Source organism: Coprococcus sp. OM06-34AC (genome assembly GCF_003462545.1).
Classification (GTDB): domain Bacteria; phylum Bacillota; class Clostridia; order Lachnospirales; family Lachnospiraceae; genus Coprococcus; species Coprococcus aceti.
Genome location: NZ_QTZF01000003.1, coordinates 62,057 through 79,307, shown reverse-complemented (window position 1 = coordinate 79,307; position 17,251 = coordinate 62,057). Strand labels below are relative to the sequence as shown.

Below are 17,251 nucleotides of genomic sequence, written 5' to 3'. Positions count from 1 at the left end.
ATCACCGCCTTATGTGTTCTATTTCCAGCATGGACTCTCAGTCCTATATGCATTTTTAGTTCTTTTCAACCTGCTCCAGCTTATCCTCTATCGCCTTGATAACGATCTTGAGGGCTTTTATTCTGGCATACTTCTTGTCATTTGACTCCAATATGTGCCATGGCGCAAAGCTGGTGTTGGTATTTTCCAGCATCTCATCCACTGCAGTCTCATAGTCATCCCATTTGTCACGGTTGCGCCAGTCCTCATCTGTGATCTTCCAGCGTTTCTCAGGCGTGTTCTGTCTGAGTGTGAATCTCTCAAGCTGTGTATCCTTGTCGATCTGAACCCAGAATTTGATGACGATCGCACCCCAGTCGTGGAGTTCCTTCTCAAATTCATTTATCTCATTGTACGCCCGCTGCCAATCATTCTCCGAGCAGAAACCCTCAAGTCGCTCAACCATGACTCTGCCATACCATGTTCTGTCAAATATAGCCACATGCCCAGACTTTGGAAGTCTTGTCCAAAATCTCCACAGAAAATGCCTTGCCTTCTCGTGTGGCTCCGGACTTGCTATAGGATTTACCACATAACCTCTCGCATCAAGTGCCTCCGCTATCCTCTTGATATTTCCACCTTTGCCTGCCGCATCCCAACCTTCGTAGCCTATGATAACAGGTATCCTCTTCTGGTAAAGCTCATTGTGCAGTCTGCCGAGTTTCTTCTGCAGCTTGTCAAGTTCCTCCTTGTACTCCTCATCCGTCAGTTTCTTGTCGAGAGACACCTCGGAAAGTTTCGGGATCTTCTTGAGCGCAAATGTATTCTGCAGTATAGGTACAGCATGCCCCTGATTGAGCAGCGCAGTATCTATTCCCTGATTGATGATATCGAGTATCTGAAGTTCTGCCCATTTTCTCTCCTTTGCATCTATCATGTACCACGGTGCATTTGACAAATTGGTGTCATACATAAAGCTGTCAAATGCCTCAAGATACTCGTCATACTTTTTGTTCTGCTTCAGATCATGCTTAGACACTCTCCAGCTTGTAGTATCATCTTCAAGAAGTGTTTCAAGCCTCTTCTTCTGCTCATGCTTGTCTATCTGGAAGAAAAATTTCATGACCAGATATCCGTTGTCCGCCAGAGTCCTCTCAAATCTCTTGGTGCTGTCAACTCTCTTCCGGTATTCCTTGTCTGACAATTCTCCAGACATCTTGCCACCTACTATGTCCCTCATCCATCCACCATCCAGAAATACAAACTCCCCCTGTTCCGGTATTCTCGTAAAATACTTGTACAGGAATGGTCTGCGTTTTTCCTCATCTGTGGAATACTTCACTGACTCAACGTTGAAAAATCTCGGATCCATATTCTTTATGATCCTTCCCACAAGACTTCCCTTACCTGCGGCTCCCCAGCCCTCAAATATGACAAATACAGGTATCTTACCTTCCTTTACCTTGATCTGATTGCGTGTCAGATTCTCTCTGGCGATCTTCAACCTCGCGCCTATCTCCTCATCCGATGGACGCTCCGGCTTGTTCCAGTCCTTTAACATGTAACCCACTGCTCCTTTCACATTGTCTCTTCATTTGTTTTTATGAATAATATACCCCGATTTACAGAAACTAATGCCGCTTCGCATTTACTAATACAAATGCCGCTTCGCGTCGTGCTTTTTCCTTCTTGCGATATCATTATACTACTTTCTTTTGAGTTGATACATCTGAAAAAACATTAAGATATGTGAGGAAAATGAATGTTGCGAAGGTAAAATTCATATGATATAATGTCAGCAACAATGAAACAAGAAATTCTGACATATGCTTTCCCAAAAGCATAACGAAAACCCCAGTAGTTGGCGCTACTGGGGTTTTCTCCGTCTTTTAAAGGCGACGTACTCCTTGGGCTGATTACCACTTACTTATCTCCGTTCTGTCACTGCGCTCCCCCCTTTCCTAGCCTGTCTAGGGGTGGCAACATCTGTATTGTGACATATTATCTTTTTCTTTTCAATGGGTTTACATAACTATACAAAATGTATAGTTTTATACATTACTACATATAAAATCCCCGGCAGCATACTGACATGTGTCCTGGATTTCAGGTACATATCAAAGGCCACCGGGGCTTAATTATCACTATAATTCTCTATATTATGACAGCTCCAGATCAGGCTTGCCATACTCAGCAAGCTTCACATCATATGCCTTGCGCATAGCTGCCTCAAATGGTATCTCTTTCATAGGAGCATCCAGTTTTTCCAACAGATAATGTACAAAATCAGGATTCTGAATGAGCAGTGGTCCATGAATGTATGTCGCAATTACTCTGTTCTTGCAGATTCCCTCATTCATGGTATCAGGATTGCTGCCCTGTCCGATCTCCACCTTGCAGAATGTCATATCATCAGGTATTCCGTAAGTGTGGGCAAATCGGCTTGTGTATCCGATGAGTGTCATATCGTTGAACTTCGCCTTGATGAGCGTGTTGAAACGATTCGGAGCCTGGCGGACTGAGTACATGCCCGGAACAACGCCAAGTCCTGTAACTCTGGTTCCATCCTCTCTCTTGATATAATCACCAAGGAGTTCCATGGAATTGCCAACCAGAAGGAAAAGCGCCTTTCCATCCTTCATGCATGCTGCGATCTCGTCCTTGTACTGCATCAGTCTGTCAAGCACGAGCTCCTGGCTCTTCTCGCTCATGGAACACATATACACCATGTCTATATTCTCTTTGAGGAAGAGTGGCTTCTCATTAAGTCCTGTTGTCACAAATTCCGCATCCGGCAGACATTTCTGCAGGTACATTGTATTTCCTTTGTCACCGTAGAGTGTACATATTTCCGGATATAAAATCTCAATCTTCATTATTTGTCACCCTCCAGTCTCTTGATTATCTTCTTCTTCATCTCACATGACATTCCGTAATTCTCACAGTCGTACAGGATATATATTCTGTCAACACCATCTATAGTCACATCGTCTGCCGCAGCGACCTCGCTGAGATTTGTGAGTATCTTCTCCTCAGGGATACCAGCCAGTAAGCATCTCACCTTGTGGTCGTAGCATCTAGGTCCTGTGCAGACGACCTGTACAACATCATCCCTGTTGAACTGCTCATACTCCAGATCGTATATCCAGCCTGAGAACTCTATACTCTTCTGTCTGTCCTCAAGATCGTCCATCGCAAGGAGGATAGCCTTCTTGCCCTCCTCATTTGCCACATACTCAAATGTTCTGGATGAAGAAACCGCACTCTGTCCCTTTGAGAGCGCCTGGATTACTGTAACACCATTCACTGTGGTCTCGTTGTGGCGGGAATCCGGTATATGGATCTGACCCATGAGTTCCTTGATTCTCTCAGCTGAGAGGCCGATCTCGCGCAGTGCAGATATAACAGTAACTTCATTATATATATTGAAGAGAGCTGTGTGGATCAGTGGATAAACTGTCTTCTTGTCTCCCTCCTGTATAGTAATTGTCATCTTCTCTCTGTCTATGTCGGTTGCCAGATACTTCTTGTCCGGGGAGTGAAGTCCACACTTCGGGCATACCACATCGCCGATGTGATGATATCTGAGGTAATTGTACTTCAGCTTCTCGCCGCAGTTAGGGCAGATCTGGTAATCCGCGATAAGGTTGTATGGCTCGGTCTTGTCATCAGGCTGCTTGCCGATTCCATAGAACACTCTGTAGCTGTCTTTCTTCAACATGCTTGAGCAAAGCTCGTCCGCATTCAGGATAACCTTTGCAGAATCAGGGCAGTAGGTATCTATGACACTGAAAATATAGTCAGGGTGAGCATTTCTCTTGAGTGAATCTCTGAAAAGTCCTGTTACAACAAGATAATCCGGCTTCACATATGGAAGTATCAGCCTTGAAGCACGCTCGTCCACCTCAAATACAGTGGCATCCACTCTGACCTTTCCCGTAAATGTAAGGCTGTTGATGACATTTGTCGTACAGCCAGGGACGATATTGGAACCTGTTCTGTTGCTGACAACTCTTCTTCCATCCTTCTCCAAAACATCAGTTATCAGGTTACTACAGGTGGTCTTACCATTTGTTCCTGTGACACATATCGTAAGCGGTGCCTTGGGCGCCTGTGCCAGGAAATCCGGACATATCTTCAGGGCGATAACTCCAGGTGTATGCGTACCGTTCCTACCCAGGAGCTGGATGAGTCCCTTGCTCAGTTTTGCGGCTGCGAGAGCCACATGAAATCTAAAAGATGACATAGCTATTCATTCTCCTTATATATACAAATAAAACTCATGTAATTCTACAACCTTTGACAGATGTTGTCAATTATACCAGCACATAACAAGACTATGATTTCGCCTCTTTCCAGTGTTTCCTGTAATTTATCCTGCGATATGAATTCGGAGTCGATCCATATTTTGTCTTGAAGCATTTTGCAAAATAGCTTCCGCTGGCAAATGCCAGATACTGCGATATCTCCGTACAGGAAAAATCTGAATATAGAAGCATATTTCTGGCAGTCTGAAGCTTCTTCTCCATGATGTAATCTGAGATTGTCTGACCGACCTCCTTATGAAATAGTTTGCTCAGATATGAGCGTTCCACTCCCACAAATTCTGAGATCTCTGTAATTTCTATTCTTTCATGCAGATGATCATACACATAGTCCATCGCCCTTACACAATGAGGTGATATAGCAGCTTTCTTTTTCACCTTTTTCATCCGCCTGGCATAGTCCATAATCAGTTGGTTATGTACATCTATGATCTGCCGTTCTGTCTGCGCCTTGTCCAGCTTATTAATATAGAAGTCACTGAGATTGTAACTCTCCATCTCCTCCATCCCCTCTTCTATGCAAAATCTGGAAATCATTGCCACTAGCACTATCTCGTGATATCTCCTATTGCGAACCTTGTCATCTGACAATATTCCTCTTGACGCAAGAACAGCCTCATCCTCATCACCTGTCAGCAACATTCCAGACAAAGCTTTCACATCACCGCTGCTCACAAGCTGATAAAAATCAAGCTCATTGTCGTATGTGGAATGTGCCAGTCCATATTCCCTCTGGACAAACTGCTGTTTTACTATCTCATTCGATATCTTCATTGTCTTTCTGCCTTTCCTCTGTGATATTCATGTTCCTTCATCGCACATTTTTATCATATACTTTCATTTGCGATTTACATTTTTGTAATTTGTTGTCCTAACTACATTGCTACAACACATTTATTATATAATTGACACATTTATTATATTCTCTTATCAACGCAAATGCTACTATAAACTCACAGAAAACGAAACAGACAATGAGTGCAATATATATTTTACTATTTCACAGGAGGTTAAAGATTATGAGAACTTTAGACGGATTCAAAAAAGGTGTAAACTTAGGTGGATGGCTTTCACAGGGACCACTTGACAAGGAGCATCTTGACACATTTATCACAGAAAAAGATATTGCAAGAATAGCATCTTGGGGACTTGACCATGTTCGTCTTCCTATCGATTACGATAATTTTGAAAATGAGGACGGAAGTGATAAGGAATACGGCTACGCTTACATCGATTCATGCATTGAGTGGTGCCGGAAGTACAAACTCAACATGGTCCTTGACCTGCACAAGACATATGGATATATATTTGACGACGAGGCTCATCTTCTTGAATTCTTCCATGAGAAACCTCTTCAGGATAGATTCTATGGAATATGGAGAAAGCTTATAGACAGATATGCAAAGGATGCAGACATAATAATGTTCGAGCCGTTGAACGAGGTCGTAAGTCCAACCGTTGTAAACGAGTGGAACGAAATATCAAGCAAATTCATCGAGATCATCCGAGCTAAAGCACCTACTGCCAAGATCCTGCTCGGTGGGGTTGGCTACAATGCTGTTACATCTATAAAACTTCTCCCTCATCACAACGATGAGAACATAGTTTACAATTTCCACTGTTACGAGCCAATGGTATTTACCCACCAGTCTGCTTACTGGGTAACAGGTATGCCTTCAGATTTCCATATCGAATATCCGGGGGATTTCAATGACTACATGGAGAAATCCCGCCAGATCGAAGGGTGTATGCATGGGGCCATCACCGAGAGTAGCCTTGGACTTAATTCCATCGGCCCTGATTTGTTCGAAAGAATGTTCCTCGACGGCATCAAGGCTGTTGAAGAAAGAGACGGATTTATGTACTGCGGCGAATATGGTGTTATAGATCAGGCACCACTTGACGGAACTCTGAACTGGTACAAAGATATCCATTCTGTATTTGAAAAGTACGGAATAGGCCGCGCCGCATGGAACTACAAAGAAAAAGACTATGGTCTTGAAGGCGAACACTACGCTCCTATCATCGATGAGCTTGTCAAATATATGTAACGTGATTTAATTTACGATAAAACCTTCCATTTTTATAAACGGAGCCGGTTCTCACTCATAGAGAACCGGCTTTTTGTTAATTTTATCCACGATGTACCGTACCCGCCCTTGTGAGGAGCACCACGGTCTCTACCCCGCGGGTGAGCGGGAACATGTCCACAGGGGTCATCTTGATTACCTGATAGCCGTGCTTTGTCATATATTTCAGATCCCGGGCAAGACTCTCCGGTCCGCAGGATATATACACAACCCTTTTAGGTCCAAGTGTGATGACCGATGACATGAACTCCTCTGTACTTCCAGATCTCGGAGGATCCATGAATACCACATCTATGCTGTCACCCTCCTCAGCGACATCGACCATAAATCTGCCGGCGTCGTTGCTGTAAATATCAACATTCTGTATCTTGTTCATCTTCACATTCACCCGGGCATCGTGCACAGCGGCTTCATTCAACTCCACGCCTATGACCTTCTTTGCACGGTCGCTTGCAGCTATGCCTATGGTTCCTATACCGCAGTAGGCATCTATCACAGTCTCCTTCTTCTTGAGATCCGCGTACTTGATAGCTTTTCCATATAGAACCTCAGTCTGCTCCGGATTGACCTGATAGAAGCTGCCCGGCGATATACGGAAACGCTTTCCGCACAGAATATCCTCTATATGCCCCTTGCCGTAAATGACCTGGTTCCTGTCTCCAATGACCATGCTCGTGTCCTTCATGTTGATATTCTGGACAACCGTTGTGATCTCCGGATGAGCTGTCACAAGTGCATTTGCAAGATTCTTCTTGGACGGAAATACCGGCGACGCTGTAACTATGATCACCATGATCTGCCCGGTCTTTCTTCCAACTCTTATCTGCAAATGCCTGATAAGTCCGGTTCCTGTATCCTCGTTGTATATCTTGAGCTTGAACGACTTTATCAGTCCGGCAAATGTCCTGATGATGGCCGCAGCCTTCTCATCCTCCACATAACAGTTCTCGACTGGAAGTATATTGTGTGTTCCCTCCTCGTACACCCCGGAAATTATTTCTCCGCTCTTCATTCTCCTGAATGCCGCAGTGACCTTATTCCTGTAGTGATACGGATTCTCCATGCCTATTATCTTGTCCACAGGACCAAATACGCTGAGCAGGTCATCTATATACTTCTGTTTCTCAGCAAGCTGCTGCTCATATGGCATATCCACATACTGACAGCCACCGCACAGGTGGGATATAGGACATTTACTGTTCGGGTTGAGCTTATATTGTGATGAGTGTGCCTGTCGCGGTTTTCCCTGTACATTTTTACCTTTGCTTCCTGTTTTTATTTGTTTCTCTCCACCTGTTACATCGTACTTTCTGCTATGTGTCTGTCTTTTTCTTTCGTTTACGCTGCCACTCGTTTTATTTTTTTCTTCTCTGCGAGGTTTGCCCCCGTTTCTTCGCTCTGCCATCATTTTTATCGCTCCTATTCTCCAGTGAGAGTCACCTTGATCATATCGTGGTGAACCGCCTCAAGAAACTTTCCAAATATATCCTCCGTCCTGACCTTCATACTTGATGTATTCACACACGGATGGCATCCAAGATACTCGCCCTTCATAACATCCTCGTCAACAAGCAGCTGCACATGATTCTCATGGTCATTCATGAGACCCATGACGCTGACCGCCCCCGGTCTGATATCCAGATACTTCTCCATATCCTCCGGCGATGCAAATGAAAGTCTCGCGCTGCCTATCTGCGATGTGATCTCCTTTGTCTTGAACGGCTTGTCGCCCGGCATCATGAGCAGATAGAACTGTGTCTTCTGCCTGTTGCACAGAAACAGATTCTTACAAATGGTTGCCCCAAGCACCGCATCTATCTCGCTGCAAACTTCCATTGTGTCTGCTGGAGCATGATCTGTGCGCCAATACTCTATGCCGTGATCATCAAGGAAATCATAAACTCTGATCTCCCTCTCAAGTCGTCCTTCATTTGTATCCGGTCTGCCTTTGTATAATTCCATTTGTGTGCCCTCCGTTGGTGGTTTATATATTTTCTCTCATGCATTTACGCGTAAATCATATCACGTTTCTTGTGGTGTTGCCATATAAAACAAGCAATATAAAACCAATATAAAACCATGCCTTCGAGAGTGTAAACACATATCTACAACCTATTGCCTTGCCTGAGATGATCAAGAAAGCCCTCACATCCCTGACACACATCCCTGTATGTCTCATCAAATCGTCCCGTATACCATGGATCAGCTATAGACTGTCCATGTCTTCCCGCGTAATCGAGCAGCAAATGTATCTTGTCCTGGTAGTCCGGACCGGTTATGCGCATTGTGTTCCTCACATTTGCTGTATCTGCGCAGAGCAGGTAATCATAATATTCATAATCCCGCCTTGTAACCTGTCTTGCCCGCTTGCCACTAAAGTCTGTATAAGCCGTCTTACCTATGCCATGCGCCCTCAGCACTTCCTGCGCCGGTGGATATATCGGATTGCCTTTTCCGCCCCAGATCTCCTCAGTGCTGGTGGCCGCAGAAGCTATATCAAATTTATCTGCTATGCTGAGTTTTTCTACCATGTCCTTGAGGACGAACTCAGAGATGGGGGAACGGCAGATGTTGCCGTGGCAGATGAAAAGTATTTTTATCATTGTTTTGTTTCTCCTTGATTTGCCCGGAAATGTCCTGTTTTGCGAGGGATTTCTGGGATTTGTGAATGTGTGTATTGGCTGACATCTTGGCAAAATTGGGCAAGATGGAGCAAGTTATTGCAGGCTGTTAGTAGTAAAATTGGTAGTAAAACGAGGTAGGCTTACTACTAAGTTTTTTATCACTTTACTACTAAAGATCGATCTCCCTCTTTTTAATCCGTTTAGATAATATTACTTTTTCCTCTCCAACTAATAATTCTAACAATTCAAATAGTTGATTTAATAGCACAAACACTTCATAAACTTTTCCTAGATTTATCTCTAGTGCGCTCTGACAATTCAAATATTCCTGTCTAAGACAATGATACTCTAAATTACGAATTTTTTCATAATGTGAATATACTTTCCCCTCCATTATTTCCATAAATTTCTCTATGATATCTGAAGTTATCTGTTTTTCATTTATCTTTGCAATTATATCTTCAATGTACATATTTTTAAATTTTTCTGATGTAATATATTCATGTTCAAAATCATATTTGCACAATATAAATTTTGCTATTTTTTCACATACTGAATAAGTTTTCATAATAGCATGAAAACAATATATATTTGGTGTTATCACTTCATTATAAAGAAACTTAATAAAATCCTCTTCCGAAAACGCAAACAGTATTTTTTTATCCATATCATAATTTAAACAACAAAAATATAAATTTAATGATCTTACAATTTCTTTTGCACGAAAAATTGCATCTATTAAAAGAGTATTTCGAATATTACTAGCCTCATCACCCATATCAATGCACCACTCATTTATTTGATTTATTACGTTTCTGTATTCTTCTCGTAATGTTTCATACCTTTTTTCTAACTTTGCAACATCATTAACAATATTCTTATTAAGCACCTCTGTCTCGCAAGACAATCTTTCTGTGCAGTTAAAAGAACATCTCCTATTTTTAATGGAAAACTCATTTATAATTTTCTTCATTAATCTTATATATATACCTTGCTTCTTTTCAATCGGTTGAATCCACTCCTTCAATTCTTTCATAGCAATTTCATTAATTCTATCCGTTAACTGAAAACATTTTTCCATATTCATTTTTATTTGATCATTATTTATAAAGATTAATTCTCCAATATCATTCTCAGTTTCTTTTGTATCTAAATGCGTAGAAACAAAATGTTCGTTGTTGTTTCGTTTCCATTTAATTCTTTTGCTATTATAATCGCCTCTTATGCATCGTAAATCCACAATTATATCATCATCTGTTGAATGTTTCTTTTTTATCATATCATACAACGGTTCTACTGATTTCTGTTCAAAAATAATATTCACATTTAGTTGATCAAGCACACCAACAAGAAAGATTATTCGTTCCCATATCATGTCATCTTGTAAAATAATATTTTCAAAATAATAATTAGGATTAAACGACACGGCATTGTTATAATTTTCATACGAAAGATTAAATGCATATATATTTCGTTGTATATCTTCTATTAAATCTATGCTATCATTTACAATTGCTACAATCACAACCTGTTCCATTGATGCATCTGAAAACTTTAACTTTTGTTCAACCATTGCTCCTATTTCATTCTCTATATTTTTAATCTTGTCATTAACATCCTTTATATTCATTATCCATCTGCCTCCATCACAATATCTCAAATATTATATCGTCATTTTCACTTCTTTTCCATAGAAAAAACGCCCCAGCCTAAGCCAGAGCGTCATCCCACTTCCATATTAAACTACCTTAAACATCTTCTGTGACATCGGTTTTTCGTCCTTCTTTTCAACCTCCGCCTGTGCCTTTCTAAACTCTTCCATCCGTTTCAATTCTTCCTCTGCATCATCAAACCCAATATGCGTGTACACATTCATGGTAACGCTAATATCCGAATGCCCCATGAGGTATTGTAATGTCTTTGGATTCATTCCCGATTTTGCCATATTCGAACAATAGGTGTGTCGGCATACATGAGGTGTAATATTTGGCATCTGCACCCGGTAGATGTCATTGTATCTGCCGACCATATGATTGAATCGATGTTGCCAATGCATCGCAACAAGTGGCATTCCATTATCATCGTAAAACAGGAATCCGCTATATCCGTCTATGGATTTCTCCACTTTCGGTGCATTTCTGTCCTCAATGATTGCCTGAAACATTTGTGCCACCTCCTCTGTGATTGGCAATACTCTTGTTCCGGCATCCGTCTTTGTGGTTTCTATGATATACCGCATATCTGATGTTCTCTGCAACTGGTGGTCAATATTTACAGTTCTGTTCTCAAGATCAATGTCCTTCAACGTCAGTCCACAAAATTCCGATATTCGCATTCCCGTATGAAAGAGTATGTACACCACTTCATAATATTTACAGTACACCACATCGTCATGCACAAACTTCAGGAACATTCTCATCTGGTCTTTTGTGATTGCCTCTCTTGTAACTGCGTCATTTACCAATACCCCGGCAAGCTGGAATCCGAATGGATTCTTTACAAGAATGTCATCATCCACCGCCATCTGAAATGCCGGGTGCAACACTCCCCGGCTCGGTAGGCGGCAGAAGCGATAGCGGACTGTCCTGCGCTTCTCTTCTTCCAGTGCCATTCTACGCAGTGCCTTATCAATATCCCGTTCCAGGAAAAGCAATCGCATACCCAGTCACTATTTTTCTTTACATTTTTTCTTCAGCAACAGCAGCATTCTCACTTTGGCGTCCCGCTTCGATGATAGAGTTGAGCGCAGTCGCCTAATCAAATTTCACCTTCTCTGCTAGTATTCATAGGTCGAACTTTTTTAATTTGCTCATCTTTTTCGTATTTCTCAACACTCATTATCTAAGTTCAAGGGAACTGGAAATATAAAAATGGAAATCTTGCTCCTTGCAGTATTCTTTTATTTTTTTAATCAGTTTTTGATTAGTTGTATATTCCAACAGATACACTTCCACCCCATCCGCCTTGCACGTTTCCAAATATTTGCAGAAATAATCTCTCGTCTCGCTCGTTTGTTCACCAAAAGTTCCGCTATCAAAATCAATACTGCTCCATACTGATTCCTGATTTGCACCTGTCATAATCTGATCAATCGCCCCATAGCGTTCCCTATATTTCGCCACATAAGTATCTCCACCGTTGATGATGACCGCTTTTCCAAACGTCATTATGTTTTGTAGAATCGCTGTAATGCCTTCAAAAATACTCTCGTGCGGATCGTAATAATATACATCACAATTATCTATAAAGAATCCGTCAACACCTTTTTCATATAGTTCCTGAGAAAGCTGTCCTATAAACTTCTGCCAGTCTGGGTTTGCTACATCTACCCATTCTTCTTCCTCCCAGTGCTCATACTCACCGATTGCCAGTTCCGCATAGGTTGTATAGTACTCCCTGAAGTTTTCAATCGACCCAATATTTAGATATGTATATACGACTGTTCCATTTTGATGGAGCAATTCAATATCCCTTTTTGTAAAATACTGTGCATCAATTACAATCGTTTCATACATTTTAAATCGTTCCAAAGATGAGGCGTCCGCATTTAAAAACACCCCATAATCGTTTTTCTCAAATTCCTTTGCTTGATTGGCTTTCACAAAAAAACATCCACCAATAAACATTAGAACAAATAATACAGCCAAGGCTACTAGTTGTTTGGTCCTCTTCCCGCACAATGCCTCCCACACCCTTTCGGTAATTCTCGTTTTTTCCTCATGACTATCACATTTTACACATTGATGATTACGTTTCCCCAGATTTTTTGCTCAATTTGCATTCAAATTATACCATAACACTTGTGAACAGTTCTACCGTCATTTCTCTCATTGCTGCTTTTTGTGGGCTGTTTTTTCTTATTGCCATAAAAATAACCTCCAAACTGAGTAATTTTATCTTACATCAGTTTGGAGGTTTTCCGCCATATTCTGCCCTGTGCTGCCCCATTCTGCAAAGGTATGCATTATCAATACGTGCCCACCCCTACGATGCTTAGCAATCTGTTATTACTTGTCTGTTATAAATGTGTTATATATTGCCTTTATGGCTGTCTCAAAATCACTGTTCTTTACTCCGATTATGATATTCAGCTCTGATGAACCCTGGTCTATCATCTTTATGTTGATGCCTTCCTTTGCAAGTGCACTGAACAACTTGCCTGCTGTACCACTTGCTGACTTCATCCCACGGCCTACAACAGCTATAAGTGCAAGTCCTGACTCAATCTCAACTGAATCCGGCTCTGCAAGTCTATGGATGGCAGATATAACTCTCTGCTCCTTGTGTACGAATTCATCTGCATGAACTACGATAGTCATCGTGTCAATACCTGATGGCATATGCTCAAATGAGATATCATTCTCCTCAAATGCCTGAAGCACCTTTCTTCCAAATCCTATCTCTGAATTCATCATAGCCTTCGTAATAAATATTGTACAGAAATCCTTCTTACCTGCAATACCTGTTACAACATAATCCTGCTTCTGGCAGGTACTCTCAACGATCCATGTTCCTGCGTCCTCAGGCGCATTTGTGTTGCGGATATTGATTGGGATACCACAGTGGCGTACAGGGAATATCGCATCCTCATGGAGAACTGATGCACCCATGTATGAAAGCTCACGAAGCTCTCTGTAAGTAATATATTTGATCGGCTTTGGATCTGGAACAATACGTGGGTCAGCTACAAGGAAGCCTGAGACATCTGTCCAGTTCTCATATACATCGGCTCTGCTTGCCTGTGCGACTATCGAGCCCGTTACATCTGAACCGCCTCTGGAAAATGTCTTTACCTTGCCATCCTTGCCAAGTCCATAGAATCCTGGAACAACCGCATGCTGTGTCTTGGCAAGTCTCTCACCAAGTACCTTCTCCGTCTTATAGCTATTGAGATTGCCCTCTGCATTGAAAAAGATAACCTCTGCAGCATCTATAAACTCAAAGCCAAGATATGCAGCCATAATCTTACCATTGAGGAACTCTCCTCTTGATGCCACATAGTCCAGTGTGCACATTGGGTCCGGATTGGTAAGATCCTCCAACTGCTTTGTAATCTCCTCAAAATCCTTATCAAGTGAAAAATCCTTAATCTCAAGGCCTGTGATGATCTCATCATATCTGGCCTTGATCGCCTTCACTTCCTCTGTGAAATCATTCCCTGCCTTCGCAGTTTCATACACATGAAGGAGCATATCTGTTACCTTTGTATCATCTGAAAATCTCTTTCCAGGTGCAGAAGGAACAACGTATACACGGCTCTCATCTGATGTGATGATTGCTCCAACCTTTTTAAACTGCTCTGCACTTGCCAATGAACTTCCGCCAAATTTTACTACCTTTTTCATAATTCCACTATTTCCTTTGCCATATTCTTATTTGAATGTCTTTCTTCTTAAGATTCGCTGGCGAATCTTGCCGCAAGCTGCCAGTCAGCTCTGCTGACATATATCATATCAGCGGCTCAGCAATACTCACGGAGTGTATATCTCCGTCGAAGATAGAGAGTCCAGACTGAGATATAAAACATAAAAATACACATGCATTTTATACGTCTTTTTGCAATATAGCAAGAGAAATTTAATTTTTGCTATTAAAAAAGGGCAGGCACTCCAATGCGCCCGCCCCTCTGGTATACAGTCTTCACCACATGATCTAATAATAAACTATTTTGAAATTTCTTCCTTAACCTGAGCAACCCACTCATCAACCGTACCATACCAGTCGATCATTTCCTGAAGCTTTTCTTCCTCAACATCATCATCGCTCTCTAAGATCTGTTTATGCTCATTGAGCACTCCGGCCATGTCGACCATTGTATCAACCAAATCCTGATCATAAGCCTGTGGATTTTCGTTGATAATGTTTGCAACCTCATTAAAAGATGTACTTGTCTTATTGAACGCATCAATCGCAGGCTGCTTATCTGCACCGCCGCACGCCACCAGCGACATTCCCATCATCATGGTCATTATGAGAACCATCAGTTTTTTCATTGTCTTTTTCATAATAATTTCCTCCTCTTTATTGCAATCACATAATCTGAGTATATTTTATTATGTATTTGCAATCAGTGAGGTCTAAATGCACGAATCGTACCAAAAATGTATCGAATCGACACTCTTTTACAATGACAGTCTGAGCGTAAACTTGCCATCATTTTCTGCAAAGCTGAAAACCCCGCCGTAACGCTGCACGATCGCACATATGCTCTGAACGCCTATACCATGTCCTTCCATATCAGACACAGGTATTCCATTTTGAAACTTTATGGGAGCTTTACAGTCATTTACCACCTGTAAAAAAAGGTGTTTATTTCTTTCATAAAAATTCACATCAATCTCGCATGATCTTCCCTCTGCAGCCAAAGGCACACATGCATGCAAGGCATTTTCCAAGGCATTAGATAAGAGCACACACAGATCACTTTCCGACACCGTAAGATCTGCGGGAATTGCACATTGTATCTTTATTTCAATTTCTTTCTTCCTGGCTCTACCCGCAAATGAAGATAGGATCAGATTCACTGCCTCATTTTCACAGTATATTTGGACCTTCTGCGCCTCAATCTCCTTACATATTCCCGATATATAAGCCTGCGCCTGTTCAACTTCACCATTTTCTATACATGTAGACACATACTGCAGGTGATGACGCATATCATGGCGATACTGTCTGGTCAATGTCTGCGACTCACGCAGACTGCTGATTTCCCTCACCGCCTGACTTAACTGCAGATCCAGATTATTCCGGATCAGCTTCATCTCATTCTGCATCTGTTCCTTTTTGGAGTTATATAAGAGAAAGGCCAGATATGCAACACAGCATACAAAAGGCATAAATTCCGCTACAACGTAACTACCACTCAAAAGAAGGTTCGTATACACTATTGTAAAATAGTCAAATACATAATATAGCGCCGGTATGATTCCAAACTGCCATTGCTCCCTGAGACTTTTATCTGACAATCCTCTGACTGCAGGTGACACAAAATGAAGCAGAAGCAGCAATGCAGGGATTGTAACCACAAGTTCGGTAATATCCTGCATCATCTGCCTTCCCGAAAATGCAGCAACTGTGGCAAGTGCAACCCATCTTCTAAGTTCACAGCACAAGTATGCCGCCTGTACAGAAAAAACAGACCACAGCAATTTTCCCGTCAACATCCAGAGAACAATGACCAATGGAAGATGCACCGCCAACGGATAAATATGTCTTACAAAATCAGCGCCCTTGCTGAAATATAATATGCTCTGTATCAGCGGGAGTAAAACCATGCATCCTATGAAAATGAGTTTTCTTTTCCTGGTGGACAGCGCATTACAAAAAGACGCTGATAATATTCCCCCAAAAAAGCTCACAGCCATATTGTTAAGAAGCGAAATATATAGGCTCATATCATTACCTGCCTGTTCTGGAACGCATATTCAAGGAATGCATCCTTTACTTCATTGTATTTTCCCCGTGGAACCGGTATTTCTGCAAGACTAGACATGGTAATCCCCCTAAATGTTATGTTTTGCACATATTCCAGATTTACCAGATAAGAACGGTGAGGTCTGTGAAAAAAAGGATACGTGGAAAGCTGCTTTACAAGCTCATCCATGCTGCCGGCGCTTTCCAGTACTTTTCCTGTATTCAGGTGAAATATAAGGGTGCGGTGAATGACTTCGCAATATTCCAGGGCTTTTATATCTATACGGGTGATTCCACTCTTACATCGCAGAATGAGGCTGGTCTCCGCCTCCTTTTTACAGGCTGCAAGCACAGAATCAAGCAAACGGAAAAAGCTCTCTGCCCAGATGGGCTTTAATTGATAATAGTATGCACCTATAACGTAAGACTGCACCGCAAACTCAGAGGACGAAGTGACAAATATGATCTTGACGTTTTTATCGTATTTTCGTATCTCCGTTGCCGCTTCAATTCCATTCTCTCCCGGCATCAAGACATCCATAAACAGGATATCATATCTGTTTCCCTTCTCTATTTCCGCCACCAGGTCAAAAGGATGATTAAAAATACTGTATTCTATTTTGCAGTCTCTCTCCGCACAATACTGTTCCATAAGCCTTTGCATCTCAGCAAGCACAGAAACATCATCATCACAAAACGCAATCTTTGCCATAATCCCCTTTATGCCTCCTTGGCGCCAAATATTTTCTCCAGCACTCATTATCGCATATTTTTCACAATTCGACAACAAAGGGGCTATTCTTCGTTTTGCATCGATTTA

General features: G+C 41.8%; 14 protein-coding genes and 1 pseudogene. 1 reads left to right on the top strand and 14 read right to left on the bottom strand.

Annotation, left to right across the window (positions count from 1 at the left end; genetic code table 11):
- Nucleotides 1-55: 55 nt before the first annotated feature.
- The 4 genes from pap to DXB91_RS06435 all read right to left on the bottom strand — a co-directional run bounded on the left by pap (nucleotide 56) and on the right by DXB91_RS06435 (nucleotide 5,078).
- Nucleotides 56-1,540 carry a polyphosphate:AMP phosphotransferase gene (gene pap / locus DXB91_RS06450; protein ID WP_118017155.1) on the bottom strand — a complete coding sequence of 495 codons (1,485 nt, stop codon included), beginning with the start codon at nucleotides 1,538-1,540 and terminating at the stop codon, nucleotides 56-58.
- A 598-nt stretch (nucleotides 1,541-2,138) separates the two neighbouring features.
- A complete protein-coding gene (locus DXB91_RS06445) occupies nucleotides 2,139-2,855 on the bottom strand; it encodes a Predicted glutamine amidotransferase (RefSeq protein WP_015533666.1) in 717 nt (238 codons plus the stop codon).
- Entirely contained in the window at nucleotides 2,855-4,225 is a 1,371-nt protein-coding gene (locus DXB91_RS06440) for a Mur ligase family protein (protein ID WP_117874498.1), read from the bottom strand. The genes DXB91_RS06445 and DXB91_RS06440 overlap by 1 nt, the downstream gene beginning before the upstream one ends.
- Nucleotides 4,226-4,316: 91 nt before the next feature.
- Nucleotides 4,317-5,078, bottom strand: coding sequence for a helix-turn-helix transcriptional regulator (locus DXB91_RS06435; protein WP_118017153.1), 762 nt, complete (start codon nucleotides 5,076-5,078; stop codon nucleotides 4,317-4,319).
- Between the two features lie 245 nt (nucleotides 5,079-5,323).
- Here DXB91_RS06435 and DXB91_RS06430 point away from each other — a divergent pair, with 245 nt between their 5' ends.
- Nucleotides 5,324-6,355 carry a glycoside hydrolase family 5 protein gene (locus tag DXB91_RS06430; RefSeq protein ID WP_118017151.1) on the top strand — a complete coding sequence of 344 codons (1,032 nt, stop codon included), beginning with the start codon at nucleotides 5,324-5,326 and terminating at the stop codon, nucleotides 6,353-6,355.
- Nucleotides 6,356-6,437: 82 nt separating this feature from the next.
- Here DXB91_RS06430 and rlmD read toward each other — a convergent pair whose 3' ends face one another.
- From rlmD to DXB91_RS06380, 10 genes and pseudogenes are all read right to left on the bottom strand, one after another.
- Nucleotides 6,438-7,802, bottom strand: coding sequence for a 23S rRNA (uracil(1939)-C(5))-methyltransferase RlmD (gene rlmD / locus DXB91_RS06425; protein ID WP_118017149.1), 1,365 nt, complete (start codon nucleotides 7,800-7,802; stop codon nucleotides 6,438-6,440).
- Between the two features lie 11 nt (nucleotides 7,803-7,813).
- Nucleotides 7,814-8,356, bottom strand: a complete 543-nt coding sequence (locus DXB91_RS06420) for a prolyl-tRNA synthetase associated domain-containing protein (protein WP_055147481.1) — start codon at nucleotides 8,354-8,356, stop codon at nucleotides 7,814-7,816.
- A gap of 143 nt (nucleotides 8,357-8,499) precedes the next feature.
- Nucleotides 8,500-8,997, bottom strand: coding sequence for a low molecular weight protein-tyrosine-phosphatase (locus DXB91_RS06415; RefSeq protein WP_118017147.1), 498 nt, complete (start codon nucleotides 8,995-8,997; stop codon nucleotides 8,500-8,502).
- Nucleotides 8,998-9,187: 190 nt separating this feature from the next.
- Nucleotides 9,188-10,648: a hypothetical protein gene (locus DXB91_RS06410; RefSeq protein ID WP_118017145.1), complete on the bottom strand. Its 1,461-nt coding sequence runs from the start codon at nucleotides 10,646-10,648 to the stop codon at nucleotides 9,188-9,190.
- 108 nt (nucleotides 10,649-10,756) lie between these two features.
- A pseudogene (locus DXB91_RS06405) lies at nucleotides 10,757-11,569 on the bottom strand (site-specific integrase); the annotation flags it as partial.
- A gap of 286 nt (nucleotides 11,570-11,855) precedes the next feature.
- Nucleotides 11,856-12,620, bottom strand: a complete 765-nt coding sequence (locus DXB91_RS06400; RefSeq protein ID WP_243003535.1) for an endo alpha-1,4 polygalactosaminidase — start codon at nucleotides 12,618-12,620, stop codon at nucleotides 11,856-11,858.
- 405 nt (nucleotides 12,621-13,025) lie between these two features.
- On the bottom strand, nucleotides 13,026-14,363 hold the full coding sequence (locus DXB91_RS06395) for an aspartate kinase (protein ID WP_117550958.1): 1,338 nt from the start codon (nucleotides 14,361-14,363) through the stop codon (nucleotides 13,026-13,028).
- 318 nt (nucleotides 14,364-14,681) lie between these two features.
- Nucleotides 14,682-15,023, bottom strand: a complete 342-nt coding sequence (locus DXB91_RS06390; protein ID WP_022216291.1) for a hypothetical protein — start codon at nucleotides 15,021-15,023, stop codon at nucleotides 14,682-14,684.
- Nucleotides 15,024-15,140: 117 nt separating this feature from the next.
- A complete protein-coding gene (locus DXB91_RS06385; RefSeq protein ID WP_199413798.1) occupies nucleotides 15,141-16,292 on the bottom strand; it encodes a sensor histidine kinase in 1,152 nt (383 codons plus the stop codon).
- Nucleotides 16,293-16,408: 116 nt separating this feature from the next.
- Nucleotides 16,409-17,143 (bottom strand): LytR/AlgR family response regulator transcription factor, encoded by a 735-nt coding sequence (locus tag DXB91_RS06380; protein WP_117874485.1) that lies wholly within the window; start codon nucleotides 17,141-17,143, stop codon nucleotides 16,409-16,411.
- Nucleotides 17,144-17,251: the final 108 nt, after the last annotated feature.

Bases quoted from the DNA above. Each gene is read 5' to 3' on its own strand.
- pap (WP_118017155.1), bottom strand. From the start codon at position 1,540: ATGTTAAAGGACTGGAACAAGCCGGAGCGTCCATCGGATGAGGAGATA.
- DXB91_RS06445 (WP_015533666.1), bottom strand. From the start codon at position 2,855: ATGAAGATTGAGATTTTATATCCGGAAATATGTACACTCTACGGTGAC.
- DXB91_RS06440 (WP_117874498.1), bottom strand. From the start codon at position 4,225: ATGTCATCTTTTAGATTTCATGTGGCTCTCGCAGCCGCAAAACTGAGC.
- DXB91_RS06435 (WP_118017153.1), bottom strand. From the start codon at position 5,078: ATGAAGATATCGAATGAGATAGTAAAACAGCAGTTTGTCCAGAGGGAA.
- DXB91_RS06430 (WP_118017151.1), top strand. From the start codon at position 5,324: ATGAGAACTTTAGACGGATTCAAAAAAGGTGTAAACTTAGGTGGATGG.
- rlmD (WP_118017149.1), bottom strand. From the start codon at position 7,802: ATGATGGCAGAGCGAAGAAACGGGGGCAAACCTCGCAGAGAAGAAAAA.
- DXB91_RS06420 (WP_055147481.1), bottom strand. From the start codon at position 8,356: ATGGAATTATACAAAGGCAGACCGGATACAAATGAAGGACGACTTGAG.
- DXB91_RS06415 (WP_118017147.1), bottom strand. From the start codon at position 8,997: ATGATAAAAATACTTTTCATCTGCCACGGCAACATCTGCCGTTCCCCC.
- DXB91_RS06410 (WP_118017145.1), bottom strand. From the start codon at position 10,648: ATGAATATAAAGGATGTTAATGACAAGATTAAAAATATAGAGAATGAA.
- DXB91_RS06395 (WP_117550958.1), bottom strand. From the start codon at position 14,363: ATGAAAAAGGTAGTAAAATTTGGCGGAAGTTCATTGGCAAGTGCAGAG.
- DXB91_RS06390 (WP_022216291.1), bottom strand. From the start codon at position 15,023: ATGAAAAAGACAATGAAAAAACTGATGGTTCTCATAATGACCATGATG.
- DXB91_RS06385 (WP_199413798.1), bottom strand. From the start codon at position 16,292: ATGGTTTTACTCCCGCTGATACAGAGCATATTATATTTCAGCAAGGGC.
- DXB91_RS06380 (WP_117874485.1), bottom strand. From the start codon at position 17,143: ATGGCAAAGATTGCGTTTTGTGATGATGATGTTTCTGTGCTTGCTGAG.